Genomic DNA, 16,050 nt, shown 5'->3' on the forward strand with positions numbered 1-16,050 from the left:
TCAGAAAGGAGCATTTGAATGAAAATTGCTGGCGTTATTGTTGAATACAACCCTTTTCATAATGGACATCTCTATCATTTGAATGAAACAAGAAAGGTAACAAGTGCAGACGTTGTTGTTGCTGTAATGAGCGGCTCTTTTCTCCAGCGGGGAGAACCTGCACTTGTTGATAAGTGGTCTAGAACGCGGATGGCTTTGCAAAATGGCGTTGACATCGTTATAGAACTTCCCTATGTGTATGCTACCCAGAAAGCTGAAATCTTTGCAAAAGGAGCAATTTCACTCCTCTCCTCTATCGGAGTTGACGAGCTTTGCTTCGGAAGTGAGTCAGGCTCTATTCATGAATTTCAAAACACAATAGCATTTGTTGATTCTCATGAGAAAGAATACAACGAGCGAATTAAATATTTCATGAGTGAAGGAAATAACTATCCAAAAGCAACCTCGCTTGCTTTTCAAAGCCTGCAAGGGCATGAAGACGTTCTTGATTTATCTCAACCGAACAACATTCTTGGATTTCAGTATGTGAGAGCGATTCATGCACAAAACGCTCCCATAAGACCGACTACCATTCTTCGTACAAAAGCAGGCTACCACGATCAGGAGCTGACCGATACTAAAATCGCAAGTGCTACCGGGATACGTAACGAGTTACTCTCAAAAGGTAGTCCACTTGAAAGTATTCAAGCCTATGTACCTGAACCTACATACAATGAATTACAACAATACAAAGAAACATACAGCACATTTCACGGTTGGCACAAACTTTATCACTTACTAAGATACAAATTACTAACAGCCTCTCCTGTGAAGCTTGCTTCCATTTACGAAGCTGAAGAAGGTCTCGAAAATCGACTAATTACAATGGCAAAAACAGCTCCTACCTTCCAGGACTTTATGGTAGCAGTTAAAACGAAGCGATATACATGGACACGCATTCAACGTTTCGCGCTTCATATCTTAACTGAAACAACGAAAGATGAGATGAGACCTGCGCTAGAAGATCGTGCACCTTACTTGAGACTACTTGGGATGTCTGGTGTTGGAAGATCTTATTTAAATGAGATAAAAAATTCACTTCCTGTACCACTTGTTTCCAATATTAATCAATTCCACCATCCATTTCTAACAACTGAAAGACGCGTGAATCAAGTTTATGCACTAGGATTCACCGGTAAGCATCAAGAAGAATTTCTAATGAAAGAATATAAAACGTCTCCCATCATTCTCTAACAGCAAGCGCCCAGCAAGGTTAATCCTGCTGGGCGTTAAATTATTATTCAGCTTTTAGTTGTTTTAAGTAATCAATGGCATCCTGAAACGTTTCAACAGGTACAATTTTCATTTCAGTTTTTATATCTTCCGCAGCTTCCATTGCGTCATCGTAATTGGAATGAGCAACAGGCGCTAAGAAAATTTCAGCTCCCGACGAATCAGCGGCAACGATTTTTTGTTTAATGCCACCGATTGGACCTACTTCACCCTCTTCATTAATCGTTCCAGTACCAGCAATCTCGTACCCTTTTGTCCAGTCTTCTTTTGTTAACTGGTTATAAATTTCGAGCGAGAACATCAGTCCAGCTGAAGGACCACCTATTTGATCTGTCTTAATGTCAATTGTTGGATCTGTTTCAATCGATGTCGAGGTTACTGGGCCTGTAATACCTACACCGACCTTTCCTTTTTCTGTATTATATGGCTCTGGAAACGAAGAGAAACCAACTTCGACCTCTTTCTTATTCCCTTCACGGTCAAACGCAATGTTGACCGTTTCGGTCTTACTATACGTTCCGAGCTTGTCGAGAAGTTCCTCTGTCGTTTTGATGTTCTTATCATCTACCCTGGTAATAAGATCACCAATTTCCAATTTGCCATCAGCGGGCATTCCGTCAATAACCCCAGTAACAAGAACACCATTATTCGTAATCTCTATCCCTTTATCTGCAGCTTGATATGCAACGATGGTAGCACTCGTTTGAGAGTTGGCCATGACATCAAGCTGTCTTTGATGATATTGTTCATCTGTCTCACCTTCACGTTTGATTAACTCTTCAGGAATCAATTCATGGTACTCATTAAACTGCGCCCAAACGTATTGGATGAGATTCGCTTGTCCGACACGGACAGTGGTTAGCATGAACTCTCCTTTATCTTCTGAGCCGCCATCTACGTTAATTACATCATCTAATTCTTTAGCTTCACCTGGAGTCGTTACATAATATGGAAGGTTGATAAATGTAAATGCTGCAACTACTATAATAATCATGACCCATATAAAAGTAAATTTTTTGGTGCCTCTGTTCATTTATTCTTCTCCTTCCAATCCTCAACCGCCTTATGTATTTCATCAAGGTGGCGATGGGCTTCTTCCTCCCCTATCTTGATAATATCAACCACATTCGTAAATGCCCTTGATTGAAATGATTCCAGTCGAGGTTTTATCATAATATCCGCATTAATTTCATGTAGACGGACCATTTCAGTTTGCATGATATCAATACTCTGCATAATAACGTCAATAATTGAGGTAACATCAGGTTCTTTTTTTACATCCGATACGTCAACAGCTATCACAAGGTCTGCGCCCATTTCTCGTGCTACCGAAACAGGGACGCGATCGATGACGCCTCCATCGACGAGAAGCCGGTCTCCAATTCGCTCCGGAACTAGTATCCCTGGGATAGCGATACTCGCTCGAACGGCCTGAGCAATTGGACCCGATTTGAATACGACCTTTTCTCCTTTAATAATATCCGTTGCAACGATAGCAAGGGGCGGGGATAGATCCTCTATTTGTTTCCCGTGTGTAAGAGTTTCAATTAAACTTTTTACTTTATTACCTGCAATGAAGCCCATCTTTGGAACTGTAAAATCCAAATAATATTTCCGTTTAAAAAGGGACGCCATTTTGACCATCGTATCAACATCATGACCTACTCCGTAAATGGCACCTACGAGTGATCCCATACTACTTCCTGCAATATAGTCAATGGTTATATTTTCCTCAATTAATACTTTTAAAACGCCGAGATGTGCGAATCCTCTCGCACCACCCGAACCAAGTGCTAACCCAATTTTAGGACGATTCATCATGAATGCCTCCCTGTCTATCCCTGCTTAATCATATGGTCTAATTGTTCCTCACATACGTATATTTTAATTATCGGACAGGTTTATTATTAGATAAACGCCTTTGGGAGGAATGCCTCTGTGAACGTTCAAGTGGTGAAAACATTATTGCTTGCAACGTCTGTAACGGTCGTTGCTCTCGCTGTCATATTATTCCCAGAACATACACTTGAGGCTTCAAATAGCGGCCTTTCGATGTGGTGGACGATTGTATTTCCTTCTTTATTACCCTTTTTTATCATTTCTGAACTTCTCATAAGCATTGGAGTGGTTCGCTTTATCGGGATTTTGTTAGAACCTTTGATGAGACCGCTTTTTCGTGTACCTGGTGCCGGAGCATTTGTACTTGCTATGGGAATCGCCTCAGGCTTTCCTGCAGGAGCAAAATACACTGCGCATCTTCGACTTAATAAAGATATTACAGCGATCGAAGGAGAAAGACTCGTATCATTTACGAACTGTTCCAATCCTCTTTTTATTTTTGCTGCTGTTGCTGTAGGCTTTTTCCATAACCCTGCACTCGGCGTTATTCTTGCTGCAGCTCATTATACCGGCAATATACTCGTAGGTCTCGTCATGCGTTTTCATCACCCTGAAGTAAAAGAATACAAAGAAACAAGACGCTCTAACCAGTCTAGAGTTACCCAAGCATTTGTAGCGCTTCATGAAACAAGAATATCTGATAATAGGCCATTCGGAAAAATGATGGGCGATGCTGTCCACTCATCAATCAAAACTCTCTTAATGGTTGGAGGCTTTATTATTTTATTTTCTGTGCTAAATGAGCTAATTGGCGTCATTGGTGTTGCAGCATTTCTTGCAGGGATTCTTAGAACGGCTCTGCTACTTTTACAGCTCCCTCCTGAACTAGATATCCCGCTTCTATCTGGACTATTTGAGATTACACTTGGAAGTAGACTTTCAAGTGAGAGCTCAGCACCACTACTAGCACAGGCGATGATTACAAGCTTCATTCTTGCTTTTAATGGATTCTCTGTACAGGCTCAAGTAGCAAGTATATTAGCTGATACGGATATCCGTTTCAAACCATTTTTCTATGCACGACTCCTACACGGAGGATTCGCTGCAGTTCTTACTTTGGTATTGTGGAAACCAATATACATTAATCTTTTATCTTCAGGTGCTGTGACGCTTCCGGTCTTCAATAGGAATGATCCACTTACGATGCTAGAAACACTGTATTTTTTGTTACAGCAAACAGGGGCATGGATTACATGTTTTTTCTTAGTCATCTTTATTGTGCTAACTATTACGAGAAATCGCACGAGTAGCTCATAGTTCTTTAGGTAGAAAAAAGACCCCCGTTAGTCTAACGGGGATTCAGCGTACTTTTGTCTTAATGCATTTTCAACAATTTCTGGTACAAGATCAGAAACTGGAGCGTGGTATTTTGCTATTTCTTTCACAATGCTAGAGCTTAGAAACGAATACTGGTTGTTCGTCATCATAAAGAATGTTTCGATTTCATCTTCAAGTTTTCTGTTAATAGATGCGATCTTCATCTCATATTCAAAATCTGAAACGGCACGCAATCCTCGAAGGATTGTAGAAGCTCCTACTTCTTTTGCGTACTCAATTAATAACCCTCGATGAGAATCAACCGTTACATTACTAATATCTTTCGTTGCTTCTTTTAATAACTCAACACGTTCATCTACTGAAAAAAGGGTGGACTTACTTTGGTTATTAAGAACAACAACTTTAATATCATCAAATACTCTTGCGCCTCGTTTAATAATATCTAGATGACCAAACGTTACCGGATCGAAACTACCTGGACAAACCGCAATCTTACCCATGACTAATCCTCCTTCTCAACAGCCGGCTGTTCATATGTATAAATCGAAATCGTTGTTTTACCACTATAGGTTTCTTGGCGAGTCATTTGTAGCTCAGCAACCGCTTCTGGAAGTGTCACTTCCTTTTTATGTTCTACTACAATGGTTGCCTTATCCTCTAGAAGCTCAAAAGTGCATAGCTTCTCAAGATCATAAAGAATTTGTTCTTTATGGTACGGGGGATCAAGTAACACAAGCGTGAAAGTCATTTCTCGTTTGTTAAGTGCTTTTAGCGCACGTTTTGAATCATTGCGAAAAACTTCTGCAGAACCTGTAAATTTAGTTTGTTCAAGGTTCCATTTAATAGTCTCAATCGCTTTGCTATCACGATCTACAAAAATACATTTGCTCATACCTCTACTCAAAGCTTCAATGCCCAGTGCTCCACTTCCACCATAGAGATCGAGAGCTTGTCCTCCATCGAAAAAAGGACCGATCATATTATAGATAGACTCTCTGACTTTATCTGTTGTTGGTCTTGTGGACATACCAGGAACAGGCTTAATATGCCTTCCTTTACACTCTCCTGCAATGATACGCATCTCTCTCACAACCTTATCCATTCCATATTCCTACTTATCCTACCACAAAAAAAGGGAAAGCTAAAATCAATGTATAAACGAAAAGTTCATGGTGATACTAAACGTAGCAGCATCGTTTCAGGTTAACGTTGCTGCTACCACGGAGAAGACTTACGTTTCCCCATAAGTTCTTCCTCCGGTTTCTCCTCTCCCATTGCCTTAGCTTAACGGCTTAAGGCACCCGCAGGAAGTATATCCTGCGGGTATTTTTTTTGAATGGCTAAGAGTGGTAGTTGATTTCCGCTCCAGGATGCTCGCTTTCCGCGGGGCGGGCGGTGAGCCTCCTCGTCGCTAACGCTCCTGTGGGGTCTGTCCCGCTAGTCCCGCAGGAGTCGAGCACCTTCCGCTCCAATCAACAACGAAGTGTAGTTTTTATTCAAAATCTCTTTAAAAAACAAAAATCTTTTAAAATAAGGCTATGTTATCTCAAATTGTTGATTTCTCGATTTTTGGCTCATTCGATTGAAACCTTAGTTTCACTCGCTGACCATTCGCCGCAGTGCGTAAATGAGCCAAAAATCAACACTGTTCATTAACATAGACTAAAATAAGTAAGACCTTTAAGATCAACCTGAATCAAGATCAAATGGTAGATCAGCTACTTGAATACCATTCCAATCATGATGGATCCAATCACCTAACTCATCCTCCGTAATAGTTGTATGGTTATACAGATAATCTTCGACATCTGACAAAGATTGATCTGACAGTAACTCTGCCTCAGCAGCCGTGATAACGCCGTGGAGAACAAGTACAGCAAGAATGTCAGCAATGATCAGTCCCTGAATTAGTTTTTTATCAATGGTTTCCTCTTTAGCATTTCTTCCTTTCCAGTACAAATAGAGTAAACCTCCTACTAACGTAACTAGAAGCAGAATCGATCCCATAGAAGAACCTCCTTTCTTATCATTTTAATGCAAACGCTTTATCCTTTCCATCATAAAGAATTCATGCTACATTATGAGAGGATTTCTGAACAGAATGAAAGGAGTACACTATCATGATTCAACGTTTTATTGAACTCGGAGAAGGCTATTCTGATATTTATGAGCTAGTCGAACTTGCGAGAACCAATTCTAATCGTGTTCACCGTCTATTATTACTTAAAACCGTCACTAAAAACCGTGAAGTCGTTTCGCCTGTTGTTGTATTGAAGCCGGCTGGTGAAGGAAATCTTCAACCACTTTATATTTGTAGAGAAGGCATTCCTGCAAAAGACCCTTCTGTTAGGAGATTGCAGCTATTTGAAGAAATGAGTGAGACATTAGAGATACCCATCATTCCTATTGAAGTAAAGCCTTCAAGTGAATTTAACGAAAAAGAGTTATATTACAACTATATTATTGGCATTCTTAGACTAAATAACTTAATTCCCCCTCTAAGCTAATCGCCATACATAACAAGAAAAGCAGGAGTCCCGACTCCTGCTTTTCTTGTACATAGATAGAAATTGCACTAAAATACATTCAATCTTATCCGTAAATGTAACCTTTTATGTAGAATTTGCATTTCTGTATAGAAGCAAAATAAAAAAGCCATCCATCAATAGGAACGGCTTTCTATAGACCCATTTTATAATCGTATTGTTTCGCTTTATCAGGCTTTGCATTCTGATATTCAGTTTGCACTTCTGGACGCTTAGAGGGTTCCACTCGCTTCACAAAATGAAGGGAATTCAATCGTTCTTTAGTCGCCTCAAGCTGATCAAGATTAATATAAATTACAACATACTTCTGTTTCGAGGAAACATAATGTACATTTCCAAACCTTCTTAATTGTTTGGCATGCTTTAGTGACTGAATATAGACTGCTAAGCCAACTCGTTCTACAAACATGACTCGTTTCCCCTTTACTTTTGAAATCTTCTTATTCAAACCTAGCACGAAAGGTGCTTGATATCAAGAATGAACAGAGTGTTGGTCATTTGAATATGTTTCGGTTAGGATAACAGTAGACTGTGTATGAGAAAGGATGCAATACAATGAACCTTGATGATATATGGACACCGTTTTTAACCCAACTAGCGAAATCAACTGCTGTTAGCACCGTTTCTAAAAAAAAAATCACCGGTATACCCTTTCTCTATTTTACAGTAAATACAGGCATCGGAAAAGCTACGATTGAAACCTTAATAAAAGTAGAGGCAGCTAAGGTTATGAAAGGTAAGCGATTACAGATGGACTATTCATTTGTTCGTGAGGATCAATCACTTATGGTGTATCGCGTACGCTTTCTCGTTCCACAAGAAAAAATGTTCTGCTGTGGTAATCTTTGTCCAGATTGTATTCGCTTCAGAGAATAAAAAAAACCAGAGCATATTGCTCTGGTTAACCGCATCCACAGCTGCCGCCTGAGCCGCAACCGCCTCCACAAGATTGATTATCAAAGAACGGGTTACCTGATGGAACTTTTATTGAAGGTGAAACTTCTCCAGCAAGAAGAGAACATACTTCAACAAGCAATGATTCAAGATCGGTCTCTGCTTTCTTGAATGCCGCTACATCATCGTGTAGATCCATATCTCGCTTAGCCTCACGAACCTTCACTGTAATCGTCATGAAGTCAGGATGGTATCTCCCAAATCGCTGAACCTCATCATAAAGTTCCTTTAATTCAGAGAAACGTTTTATGAGTCCTTGTGCTTCCTTATTCTTTGCTAACTTCTTTCTTGCCTCATGATAATCATGAGCAACTTCTGAATCTTTTATCATGAACCCAAGCTCTTCAGCCTGGTCTAAAATCATAACACTATCTAGAGTAGCAATCATACTTACACCTCCGCCCTTATCTTACCACTTTAAGCAAGGCGCTGACCAGTCTTCTAAAGCAAACAGAAGTCACTGCCCACTATTTGGTTATTGACTTATTATGTATTCAGATCTATAATTTTCTAGATTTATGTGTTTTCATCTTAGAAAGGAAGACAAATCAAACTGTGAAACTTCTCACCTTTAATCCATTCCGAACACTAGGTATGCCAGGTATTTCTTACGTTAAACCCGATCACATGTTTAATAAAATAGACGAAATCCGCGCATCAGATGTGCTGCTTTTCCCTGAAAAGTGGCAGGTGAACTCTCTTGTTTATGGTTTAAATAAAAAGATTTTCCCCTCCATTCAATCCATTCAACTAGGATTCGATAAAATTGAAATGACAAGGGCGTTCTGGTCAATCAAACCTGATCTTATGCCTTATACTGAAATTGCGGGGAGTTCAAAAGCAACGATTGAACGTATTCTAGATACATTTCCATTTCCATTTGTCGCAAAGGAAGTGCGCAGCTCGATGGGTAAAGGTGTCTTTCTTATTCGCTCACGAGAAGATTTCCTTGCATACGCTGAACAAAATGACGTTCTATATGTCCAAGAGTACTTACCAATCGAAAAAGATCTACGTGTCGTTTATGTAGGAAATACCGTTGTATCTGCCTACTGGCGAATCGGTGGAGACTCTTTCCATAATAACGTAGCACAAGGTGGCAAACTTTCTTTTCATAATATACCTGAAGAGGCTCTTCAGCTCGTAGACAAAACAGCTAAAGCATTAGGAATCGACCATGCCGGATTTGACGTTGTTTTCGCTAATGGGAAGTATTACTTCTTAGAATTCAATTGTTTGTTCGGAAATCAAGCTCTAGTTCAACAAGGTATTCAAATCGAAAAAATGATTTTCAATTACTTGCAGGATCAGTTCCCCCCACTCGTTCCTCCAACAACACCTTACCGACATATATCATAACGAATAAGTCTCTATATAGAGACTTATTTTATTTCTACTTCAAATTCTTCAAGAGATAAGTACCTTCCACCGTCTTTTCGCATAATATCCAACCGAATGATGTGTTTTCCTTCTGGTAGGTTATGAACAATAAAGGCAGCTTGTTTGACGGATTTTTGCTTTTTGCCATCAAGGAATACATCAATATACCCATGATAATCTTTTTTATCATTATGTGGATCAAATGAGAAATTAGGAATCACACATTCAACGAACAAATCTTTGTTCTTTATTCGATGATTAACAAGAACAGGATCTGACTTTGCTGCGACCTCTTCCTCCAATGATTCGCTGAATCCAACTACTGGAACACAACAAAGAATCATCAGTAAAACGACAATCACTTGTTTCCAGCCTCGACCGCTCACTTTCATTTTGGACACACCCCTTTGCTCTTCAGTGTGCCCAAACCACTTTAATTAATGAATTAAGATTAGAATTTCCATTAAAACAACTTAAATTCACATAAAAAAGGACCCTAATTTTTCAATTGGGTCACTAATGCAAGCATCATATTCACCATGTTTAATTGGTTTTGGAATCGATCAACCCGTTGTGGAAAAGTTTGACCATAAAAAACTTTTGAAGCTTCTTCGAATTCCTTTAGTGCATATGGTTCTCTGCTTAAGCGTCGATACCATATCGGTTGGTTTCTTAAGAAATAGACTAAATCTTGCCGTGAAGATAAAAAATCCTGCACTTCTTCACGCATTAAACCCCCTCCTAGTCATGACGAAATGGAAATGGGGAATGGGAGTGAATATAAGGTGCTTGCTGCTTTGGCTTGGAACGGAATTGTGAAAGAACTTCTTGTATTGAATAAACCGCTCCGCTAAATTGTTCAATTCCTTTTTGCACTTCGTCTAAGTTCATTTGTTTAATAGCAGAAAGCATACCAGCTACTTTGTTGCTTTTATCAGCTGTAGTTGCCTCTTTTTCTCCTTGATCCTCCTCATCGTCAAACCAGGTTTGATCATCCTCACCGAAAAGCATCCACTCCTCAAAAAGCTCCTGAAGAGTTTTTTCACCACGCTTCACCTTCTTAAGAACAAAAGGATTTGCTTTGACGAATGTTTTAAATTCCTGAACTTTTTGACTCGACTGCGTTTCAGGCATATTCGCCACCTCCATTTCTTGCTAACCATAAATGGTCTTACTACATAATAATTAGACTTTTGACAATTGTGCGCCTATTTGTTGGTGCATACGACCATTATTGTTAAAATGAATACGTAACGATCTTGCTTAGGAAAGGAATTCAAAATTGGAAAAGGAAAACATACATGCACTTTTATCAGAAATACTTGAAAAGTCAACAAACGAAGAAAGAAAAAATCTTTACTCCTTACTAGAAGGAGTAAAGAAGAAACAAAGTAACCATTACAAAACGTATTTAGCAGGTTATTTAGGAATTAGCAGTAAACTCATTAACGACAATACATACGAAAGCATCATACCAAATCGAGAGCTTATTCATAACCCTCTCCAGATTGCCCATGGAGGGGTCACAGCTTCTCTTATTGATATTGCAATGGGTTCACTTGTCCATCAGTCTCTCCCCTCAACTAAAGCAGCTGTAACATCAGAGATGAACATTCACTACCTAGCTAAAGGAAGTGGGCAAGAATTAAGATGCCGCTCTCAAGTATTGTTTAAAAGTGAGACGAGGTGGGTTGTAAAGGCAAACGTATTTCGTGATGATCAGACAATCATTGCAACCGCAACAGGCAATTTCATGATAATACCTAGAAAGGTTTAATGAAATTCTGAGTATAATATTCCCGATAAACACCAACGCCTATTTCCGTAAACTCTTCATTTAGAAGCGCTTCACGGTGCCCTTTACTGTTTAACCATCCAATCATAGATGCTCCTGCATCTGGATACCTTGCTGCAATATTCTCTCCAGCGTAACTATATAACACATCACCACTCTTCAATCGGTCAGAAAGTTCGCCTTCTGATGGAGAAGTATGTGAGAAGTAGTTATTATCACCCATATCTTTGCTATGACCGAACGCAACTTTGGATACTTCTTGATTATAAGAAAGGGGTTTCTTATCGGAAAGGTTTCTAAGAACGTTTGTCATAGCGAAGATTTGCTTCTCCATTGCTGTTTGAACTTCTTCCCACTGACTATTAGAAAGCGTTTCGGCATCCATTAATTCACCGCGATAAGAAACGGCGTATGGTCGTTGCTTCACAAGAACGTGTGGTTCAGCAAGTCTTACAGCTCTTAAGCTTCCATTAAATTTATCGAAGTAATATTGCGCAAAAAGTTCGTCATGGATTTTCACGAGAGGTTTTTGCTGTAATTCTTCGCTTGAAAGTTGGAAGCGATAGTCATAATCATTTACTTTAAGTGAAATTTCCTTATCTGGCCTTGTATCATTAAAAACCGTTTCAGCATTCTCACCCATAGGATAGTTATCACCAGCTTCAACATTCCCCATAAAGAAAACCGTTACTACTTTTCCCTCTTCAATACCTACTTGGAGATATTCTGAACTTGACTGCTCATAAATCCACCACTCGTAGCCATAGGAAGAAGGATCTACTCGATCGGGTTCTCCAAGCTCCTGCGTAATGCCTTCCGAACTATTTCCAATCCACTTTTCTATACCAGTTAGTGCAGGCAATGGTTCGCTAGTTATCTCAGGCTCATCTTTATCTTTAGTCGTTTCATCAAGCACTTCTGTCTCTTCATTAATAATCCGTTCAACTTCTGGAACAACTGTGTTCCAGTCTATTCGTTCATATACATCCAGTCCAATCACTATTATGACGATTAGTATTACGAAGCGAAGCATGTTCCCAATCATTAGATCGCCTCCATTTCATTGTATCTATTATGCCTTATCCCTCCTATCAATCGCAACGGTTTAACACTATAGCGTACATTTCAAGCACCTGTTCTCGTTTACGTCACAAATCCAAATTTCACGTCAAAAAAAGAAGAGCCCGCGGGCTCTTCCTTTTATGCATTAATTTTTTCTTTCAGTAAGAAGTAAGAAACAATACCAACAAAACGCTCGCCATCTAAAACGATCACTTCTGTTAGACGTGATTCATTCATGATGTCTGCAGCCTGTTCTGGTTTCATATCTGGAGAAAGAGTAAATTCGGGTTTCTCCACTAGTTCTTCTACCTTCGTAGCACCCGCTTCATTATCCGCAAATCCACCAACGGCAATAGCACGATCCGTTACAATACCCATTAAATGCTCATTCTCGTCACACACAGGAACAATTGTAACGTTCTCATTTTTCATGACAGCGGCAGCCACAGACACGTTATCTGATGGTTTACAAGGAGTTACTCGCTTCGCAAGTTCACCTACTGATACCATGCTTCTCTGCAGTGCAGACCCTAATTGATCTCTAACGATCGCTAACTTCTTATTGCATGTGCTAATAATCGTTTCTGGAAATTCTTCGTCATACTCAACGCCATGTGGATAATAGTGTTTTCCAACATAAGGTTTACCTAGTTTAATCACAGCGTGTGCTGATTCAACCATTCCCTCAATCGATACACCAGGTACTCGAAGATAATAAACATCACCGTTTGTCATATCTTCAAATTTATAATCATATGTAACTCGCTCATAATCCCATTGGCCTGCAAGTACTAAACCGTTTTCATGCATGATATGGTCTAAAATGGAAAACTGAACAATCGTTGATTCCAGACCAGTGTTCTCAAATTTCATTATCCGTTTGCCTCCTTTGTATTTCACAACAAGTCCACTCTCTAATAATAGTATAAGGGACAGTGCAGTTGCAATGTTTACTTACCATTATGCTCGATTATAGCTTCTATATTATTGTTTTGCGTGGATACTAGAAATAAATAATTCTGTGAAAAGGTAGGGTATTATTATCACTTTTGGTGAAACTACGATTGAAAGGAGATGAAGAGATGAAAAAGTATATCCCATTATTAGTTGTATTTCTTCTTGCGGCTAGCCTATTTTCACCTGAAACCGCCCATGGACAGACTACATACACCGTAAAATCAGGTGACACGCTGTGGAAGATCTCAAAAAGGTACAAAATTGGACTAACCGAAATCATTAACGCCAATCCTCAGTTTAATAATCCAGACTTGATTTATCCTGGTGATCGAGTAAACGTTCCAACCGGTAACACTTCCATTAACAAATCAAAAGATATTGGACAGCAAGTAATGGATTTGACGAATCAAGAAAGAGCGAAAAACGGCCTTTCACCACTAACATGGAATTGGGAAGTTGCGAGGGTTGCGAGATACAAATCTGCCGATATGAGAGATAAAAATTACTTCTCGCATCAATCACCAACGTACGGATCACCTTTTACAATGCTAAAGAATTTCGGTGTTTCCTACCGCAGTGCTGGTGAAAACATTGCTGCAGGCCAGTCAACTGCAGAAGAAGTCGTACAAGCTTGGATGAATAGTGCGGGACATCGAAAAAATATCCTAAACCCAGGCTACACTCAAATAGGCGTTGGTTATGTCTCTGGTGGCTCTTATGGTCATTATTGGACACAAATGTTCATCTCAAAATAAGAGGCTCTTACTAAAAGATTTTTGTATAGAAAACCAAACTCCGCTAATTGGAGCGGAAATTAACTCTCAAAGCACCAATATCTACGAAAAGTGTCATAAAAAAAGATCCCTTCTCAATTGAGTAGGGATCTTTAAGTTAGTCATTTTCTATACCTTCTTCTACAGGTAGGATCAACCTGTTGACTATGACATTCACTTCTTCAACCTTTAGTCCAGTCATTCGTTCAACATCGTTTTTGATACGTTCTTGAAGCATAAAGCAAGTAATTGGAATAATTTCACCAAAATCGATCGCTACTTCTACTCGTAACGAAAGCCCCGTCTCTTCTATTCCATCTTCATACTGTGATTTATTTCTTTTTCTTATGCCCACTATTTTTCTAAGAGTATGTTTTACAGGTGCAACAATAAGTTCAACCCCTTCTGTTTCTTTGACAGCAACATCCACGATAAAGTCGATTACGCTCTCTGAAATAACAAGGGTTCCCTGATTATATTCTTTTCTCATGGTGTGATGTTCCCCCTTTAACCTTCCCTATACCTACTATATGAGGAGACAAAATCGTTTTATGCGTTTAATAATTCGTTTCTCTCTACTGGTAAAGCACCATAGTCCGTACTATAATAAGAATAGATGGTTTGACTTAGAAAGGAGAACAAGATTGCCAAAGATCCTCTCAAAACGCTTTTTACTCATATTATTGGTCATCACGTTTTTAGCCGTTTTAGCGTTCTGGATTTTACCCGTCTCTATTCCACTGATTCTTGCATTTTTCAGCGCACTTGCACTTGATCCTGCTGTTAAATTGATTCAAAAGAATACAAAGCTAAAGAGGTACTTTCCAGTTATTATTGTATTCACCTTATTTGTTATTCTTATTGCACTTCTAGGCTACTTCCTCGTAACTAAAGTAGTTACTGAGGGTATCGCACTTGTGGAGAATTCTCCTCTGTACATACAGAATATTACTCAAATGTGGAATAGCATGGAATCAAATATGGAAGCAGTCTCGAAAAGTTTTCCTAAAGAATTTGTTCAAGAATTCACTAATCAAGTTGACCGATTTCTTGAGAATACGAAGAATACAATAAGTAGTATCGACTATTTAAAAATCATCACCATCATCGTAACCGGAATTCCAAATTATCTTGTAAGTATTCTCGTATATTTAATTGCATTATTCTTATTCTTGATGGAATTACCTAAATTAAAGCAAAAATCTTATTCGTATTTATCTGCACAAACTGCTGAAAAAGTTCAGTTTATGACAGGTCGTTTATCTTATGTGATCTTTGGATTCTTCAAAGCACAATTTCTCGTTAGTATTATTATATTTGTAGTCAGTTTAATTGGATTACTCATGATTACACCTAAAGTCGCTCTACTTATGGCATTTATTATTTGGGTGATTGATTTTATTCCAATTATAGGATCAATCGTTATACTAGGTCCATGGGCACTTTATTACTTAATCATAGGTGATATAGCCACAGGTAGCCAAATGGCTATCCTTGCTGTTGTTCTCCTAATTATCCGCCGAACAATAGAACCTAAAGTAATGGGACGTCACATTGGTCTTTCACCACTATCTACGTTAATTTCAATGTATATAGGGTTGCAACTCCTTGGAATTATGGGCTTTATTATCGGTCCAATCCTACTAATTGCCTTCAACTCAGCAAGAGAAGCAGGGTTAATAAGGATTAATTTTAAACTGTAATAGGAATAAACGTGGCATTTGCCACGTTTTTTGTTACCAACAAAAAGAAGCTGCTCAATAAGAGCAGCTTCTTTTCTACGTTATTACCAGATCATTCCCATTAAGGCAATAACCGCAGTTCCTGCAACGAAGACTCCAAAAAAGATTCCCCATGCCGGATATTGATGACCTTTGTGGCTTAAATGCATGAACATATATAGCTGGAAAACCAGTTGAATCCCTGCAAGAATCATAATGAAAACAACTGTGAATGCATCAGAGATCGCGTCACTTGCCACTGCGATAAATGCAATCATAGTCAGGAAAATCATCATGGCAAAGGATACAATTTGCTGTTTGAATTCCTTCTCATGAGCGATCTTGTGATGAATGTCAAGGTGACTCTGATCGTGCTCAGATACTGTTTCTGTGCCTTCATGATGTGCCATTTA

Annotated in this window: 22 protein-coding genes and 1 pseudogene; 8 read left to right on the plus strand and 15 right to left on the minus strand. The window is 39.0% G+C overall.

Annotation, left to right across the window (positions count from 1 at the left end; translation table 11 throughout):
- Nucleotides 1-18: 18 nt before the first annotated feature.
- The gene (locus tag AB986_RS05790) at nucleotides 19-1,233 is read left to right on the plus strand and encodes a nucleotidyltransferase (protein ID WP_048309915.1); all 1,215 of its coding nucleotides are present in this window, start codon (nucleotides 19-21) and stop codon (nucleotides 1,231-1,233) included.
- Nucleotides 1,234-1,276: 43 nt separating this feature from the next.
- On the opposite strand, the gene AB986_RS05795 is transcribed toward AB986_RS05790, so the two are convergent.
- Together AB986_RS05795 and AB986_RS05800 are read right to left on the minus strand one after the other, a co-directional pair.
- Complete coding sequence (locus AB986_RS05795) at nucleotides 1,277-2,305, minus strand: SepM family pheromone-processing serine protease (RefSeq protein ID WP_048309916.1); 1,029 nt, start codon at nucleotides 2,303-2,305, stop codon at nucleotides 1,277-1,279.
- The gene (locus AB986_RS05800) at nucleotides 2,302-3,090 is read right to left on the minus strand and encodes a patatin-like phospholipase family protein (protein WP_048309918.1); all 789 of its coding nucleotides are present in this window, start codon (nucleotides 3,088-3,090) and stop codon (nucleotides 2,302-2,304) included. The genes AB986_RS05795 and AB986_RS05800 overlap by 4 nt, the downstream gene beginning before the upstream one ends.
- Before the next feature lie 120 nt (nucleotides 3,091-3,210).
- Here AB986_RS05800 and ylbJ point away from each other — a divergent pair, with 120 nt between their 5' ends.
- Nucleotides 3,211-4,428 (plus strand): sporulation integral membrane protein YlbJ, encoded by a 1,218-nt coding sequence (ylbJ, locus tag AB986_RS05805; protein WP_048309919.1) that lies wholly within the window; start codon nucleotides 3,211-3,213, stop codon nucleotides 4,426-4,428.
- A 26-nt stretch (nucleotides 4,429-4,454) separates the two neighbouring features.
- Here ylbJ and coaD read toward each other — a convergent pair whose 3' ends face one another.
- From coaD to AB986_RS05820, 3 genes are all read right to left on the minus strand, one after another.
- Complete coding sequence (coaD, locus tag AB986_RS05810) at nucleotides 4,455-4,949, minus strand: pantetheine-phosphate adenylyltransferase (RefSeq protein WP_048309920.1); 495 nt, start codon at nucleotides 4,947-4,949, stop codon at nucleotides 4,455-4,457.
- Between the two features lie 2 nt (nucleotides 4,950-4,951).
- The gene (rsmD, locus tag AB986_RS05815; RefSeq protein ID WP_269082689.1) at nucleotides 4,952-5,551 is read right to left on the minus strand and encodes a 16S rRNA (guanine(966)-N(2))-methyltransferase RsmD; all 600 of its coding nucleotides are present in this window, start codon (nucleotides 5,549-5,551) and stop codon (nucleotides 4,952-4,954) included.
- 584 nt (nucleotides 5,552-6,135) lie between these two features.
- Nucleotides 6,136-6,456, minus strand: coding sequence for a hypothetical protein (locus AB986_RS05820; protein ID WP_048309922.1), 321 nt, complete (start codon nucleotides 6,454-6,456; stop codon nucleotides 6,136-6,138).
- Nucleotides 6,457-6,569: 113 nt separating this feature from the next.
- On the opposite strand from AB986_RS05820, the gene AB986_RS05825 reads away from it, so the two are divergent.
- Nucleotides 6,570-6,956 (plus strand): DUF7147 family protein, encoded by a 387-nt coding sequence (locus tag AB986_RS05825; protein WP_048309923.1) that lies wholly within the window; start codon nucleotides 6,570-6,572, stop codon nucleotides 6,954-6,956.
- A 172-nt stretch (nucleotides 6,957-7,128) separates the two neighbouring features.
- Here the strand turns inward: AB986_RS05825 and AB986_RS05830 are convergent, their stop codons facing one another.
- The gene (locus tag AB986_RS05830) at nucleotides 7,129-7,404 is read right to left on the minus strand and encodes a YlbG family protein (RefSeq protein ID WP_048309924.1); all 276 of its coding nucleotides are present in this window, start codon (nucleotides 7,402-7,404) and stop codon (nucleotides 7,129-7,131) included.
- A 146-nt stretch (nucleotides 7,405-7,550) separates the two neighbouring features.
- On the opposite strand from AB986_RS05830, the gene AB986_RS05835 reads away from it, so the two are divergent.
- Nucleotides 7,551-7,871 carry a hypothetical protein gene (locus AB986_RS05835; protein WP_048309926.1) on the plus strand — a complete coding sequence of 107 codons (321 nt, stop codon included), beginning with the start codon at nucleotides 7,551-7,553 and terminating at the stop codon, nucleotides 7,869-7,871.
- A gap of 25 nt (nucleotides 7,872-7,896) precedes the next feature.
- Here AB986_RS05835 and AB986_RS05840 read toward each other — a convergent pair whose 3' ends face one another.
- Nucleotides 7,897-8,337: a YlbF/YmcA family competence regulator gene (locus AB986_RS05840; RefSeq protein WP_048309927.1), complete on the minus strand. Its 441-nt coding sequence runs from the start codon at nucleotides 8,335-8,337 to the stop codon at nucleotides 7,897-7,899.
- A gap of 167 nt (nucleotides 8,338-8,504) precedes the next feature.
- Here AB986_RS05840 and AB986_RS05845 point away from each other — a divergent pair, with 167 nt between their 5' ends.
- Nucleotides 8,505-9,308 carry an ATP-grasp domain-containing protein gene (locus AB986_RS05845; RefSeq protein ID WP_152670928.1) on the plus strand — a complete coding sequence of 268 codons (804 nt, stop codon included), beginning with the start codon at nucleotides 8,505-8,507 and terminating at the stop codon, nucleotides 9,306-9,308.
- Nucleotides 9,309-9,331: 23 nt separating this feature from the next.
- On the opposite strand, the gene AB986_RS05850 is transcribed toward AB986_RS05845, so the two are convergent.
- From AB986_RS05850 to ylbD, 3 genes are all read right to left on the minus strand, one after another.
- Nucleotides 9,332-9,721 carry a hypothetical protein gene (locus AB986_RS05850; RefSeq protein ID WP_053216047.1) on the minus strand — a complete coding sequence of 130 codons (390 nt, stop codon included), beginning with the start codon at nucleotides 9,719-9,721 and terminating at the stop codon, nucleotides 9,332-9,334.
- Between the two features lie 104 nt (nucleotides 9,722-9,825).
- On the minus strand, nucleotides 9,826-10,059 hold the full coding sequence (locus AB986_RS05855) for a YlbE-like family protein (RefSeq protein WP_048309928.1): 234 nt from the start codon (nucleotides 10,057-10,059) through the stop codon (nucleotides 9,826-9,828).
- Nucleotides 10,060-10,070: 11 nt separating this feature from the next.
- Nucleotides 10,071-10,463, minus strand: coding sequence for a spore coat protein YlbD (ylbD, locus tag AB986_RS05860; protein ID WP_048309929.1), 393 nt, complete (start codon nucleotides 10,461-10,463; stop codon nucleotides 10,071-10,073).
- 148 nt (nucleotides 10,464-10,611) lie between these two features.
- Here ylbD and AB986_RS05865 point away from each other — a divergent pair, with 148 nt between their 5' ends.
- Nucleotides 10,612-11,106, plus strand: a complete 495-nt coding sequence (locus tag AB986_RS05865) for a PaaI family thioesterase (RefSeq protein ID WP_053216048.1) — start codon at nucleotides 10,612-10,614, stop codon at nucleotides 11,104-11,106.
- Here the strand turns inward: AB986_RS05865 and AB986_RS05870 are convergent.
- The 3 genes and pseudogenes from AB986_RS05870 to AB986_RS22660 form a co-directional block, all read right to left on the minus strand.
- Complete coding sequence (locus AB986_RS05870) at nucleotides 11,093-12,169, minus strand: CAP domain-containing protein (protein WP_053216049.1); 1,077 nt, start codon at nucleotides 12,167-12,169, stop codon at nucleotides 11,093-11,095. The two genes, AB986_RS05865 and AB986_RS05870, sit on opposite strands and share 14 nt — an antisense overlap.
- 155 nt (nucleotides 12,170-12,324) lie before the next feature.
- A complete protein-coding gene (locus AB986_RS22655) occupies nucleotides 12,325-12,696 on the minus strand; it encodes a CBS domain-containing protein (protein ID WP_236690358.1) in 372 nt (123 codons plus the stop codon).
- 21 nt (nucleotides 12,697-12,717) lie between these two features.
- Nucleotides 12,718-13,059 (minus strand): annotated as a pseudogene (locus tag AB986_RS22660) (YugN family protein); the annotation flags it as partial.
- Nucleotides 13,060-13,268: 209 nt separating this feature from the next.
- On the opposite strand from AB986_RS22660, the gene safA reads away from it, so the two are divergent.
- Nucleotides 13,269-13,898 (plus strand): SafA/ExsA family spore coat assembly protein, encoded by a 630-nt coding sequence (gene safA, locus AB986_RS05880; RefSeq protein WP_048309930.1) that lies wholly within the window; start codon nucleotides 13,269-13,271, stop codon nucleotides 13,896-13,898.
- Nucleotides 13,899-14,034: 136 nt separating this feature from the next.
- Here safA and AB986_RS05885 read toward each other — a convergent pair whose 3' ends face one another.
- Nucleotides 14,035-14,406 carry an Asp23/Gls24 family envelope stress response protein gene (locus tag AB986_RS05885; protein WP_048309931.1) on the minus strand — a complete coding sequence of 124 codons (372 nt, stop codon included), beginning with the start codon at nucleotides 14,404-14,406 and terminating at the stop codon, nucleotides 14,035-14,037.
- A 154-nt stretch (nucleotides 14,407-14,560) separates the two neighbouring features.
- Between AB986_RS05885 and ytvI the strand changes: the two genes are divergently transcribed.
- Nucleotides 14,561-15,619 (plus strand): sporulation integral membrane protein YtvI, encoded by a 1,059-nt coding sequence (gene ytvI / locus AB986_RS05890; RefSeq protein WP_048309933.1) that lies wholly within the window; start codon nucleotides 14,561-14,563, stop codon nucleotides 15,617-15,619.
- A gap of 83 nt (nucleotides 15,620-15,702) precedes the next feature.
- Here ytvI and AB986_RS05895 read toward each other — a convergent pair whose 3' ends face one another.
- On the minus strand, nucleotides 15,703-16,047 hold the full coding sequence (locus tag AB986_RS05895; RefSeq protein ID WP_048309935.1) for a cytochrome C oxidase subunit IV family protein: 345 nt from the start codon (nucleotides 16,045-16,047) through the stop codon (nucleotides 15,703-15,705).
- Nucleotides 16,048-16,050: the final 3 nt, after the last annotated feature.

Origin of the sequence: Guptibacillus hwajinpoensis (genome assembly GCF_001039475.1) — a bacterium.
GTDB classification, from domain to species: domain Bacteria; phylum Bacillota; class Bacilli; order Bacillales; family Guptibacillaceae; genus Guptibacillus; species Guptibacillus hwajinpoensis.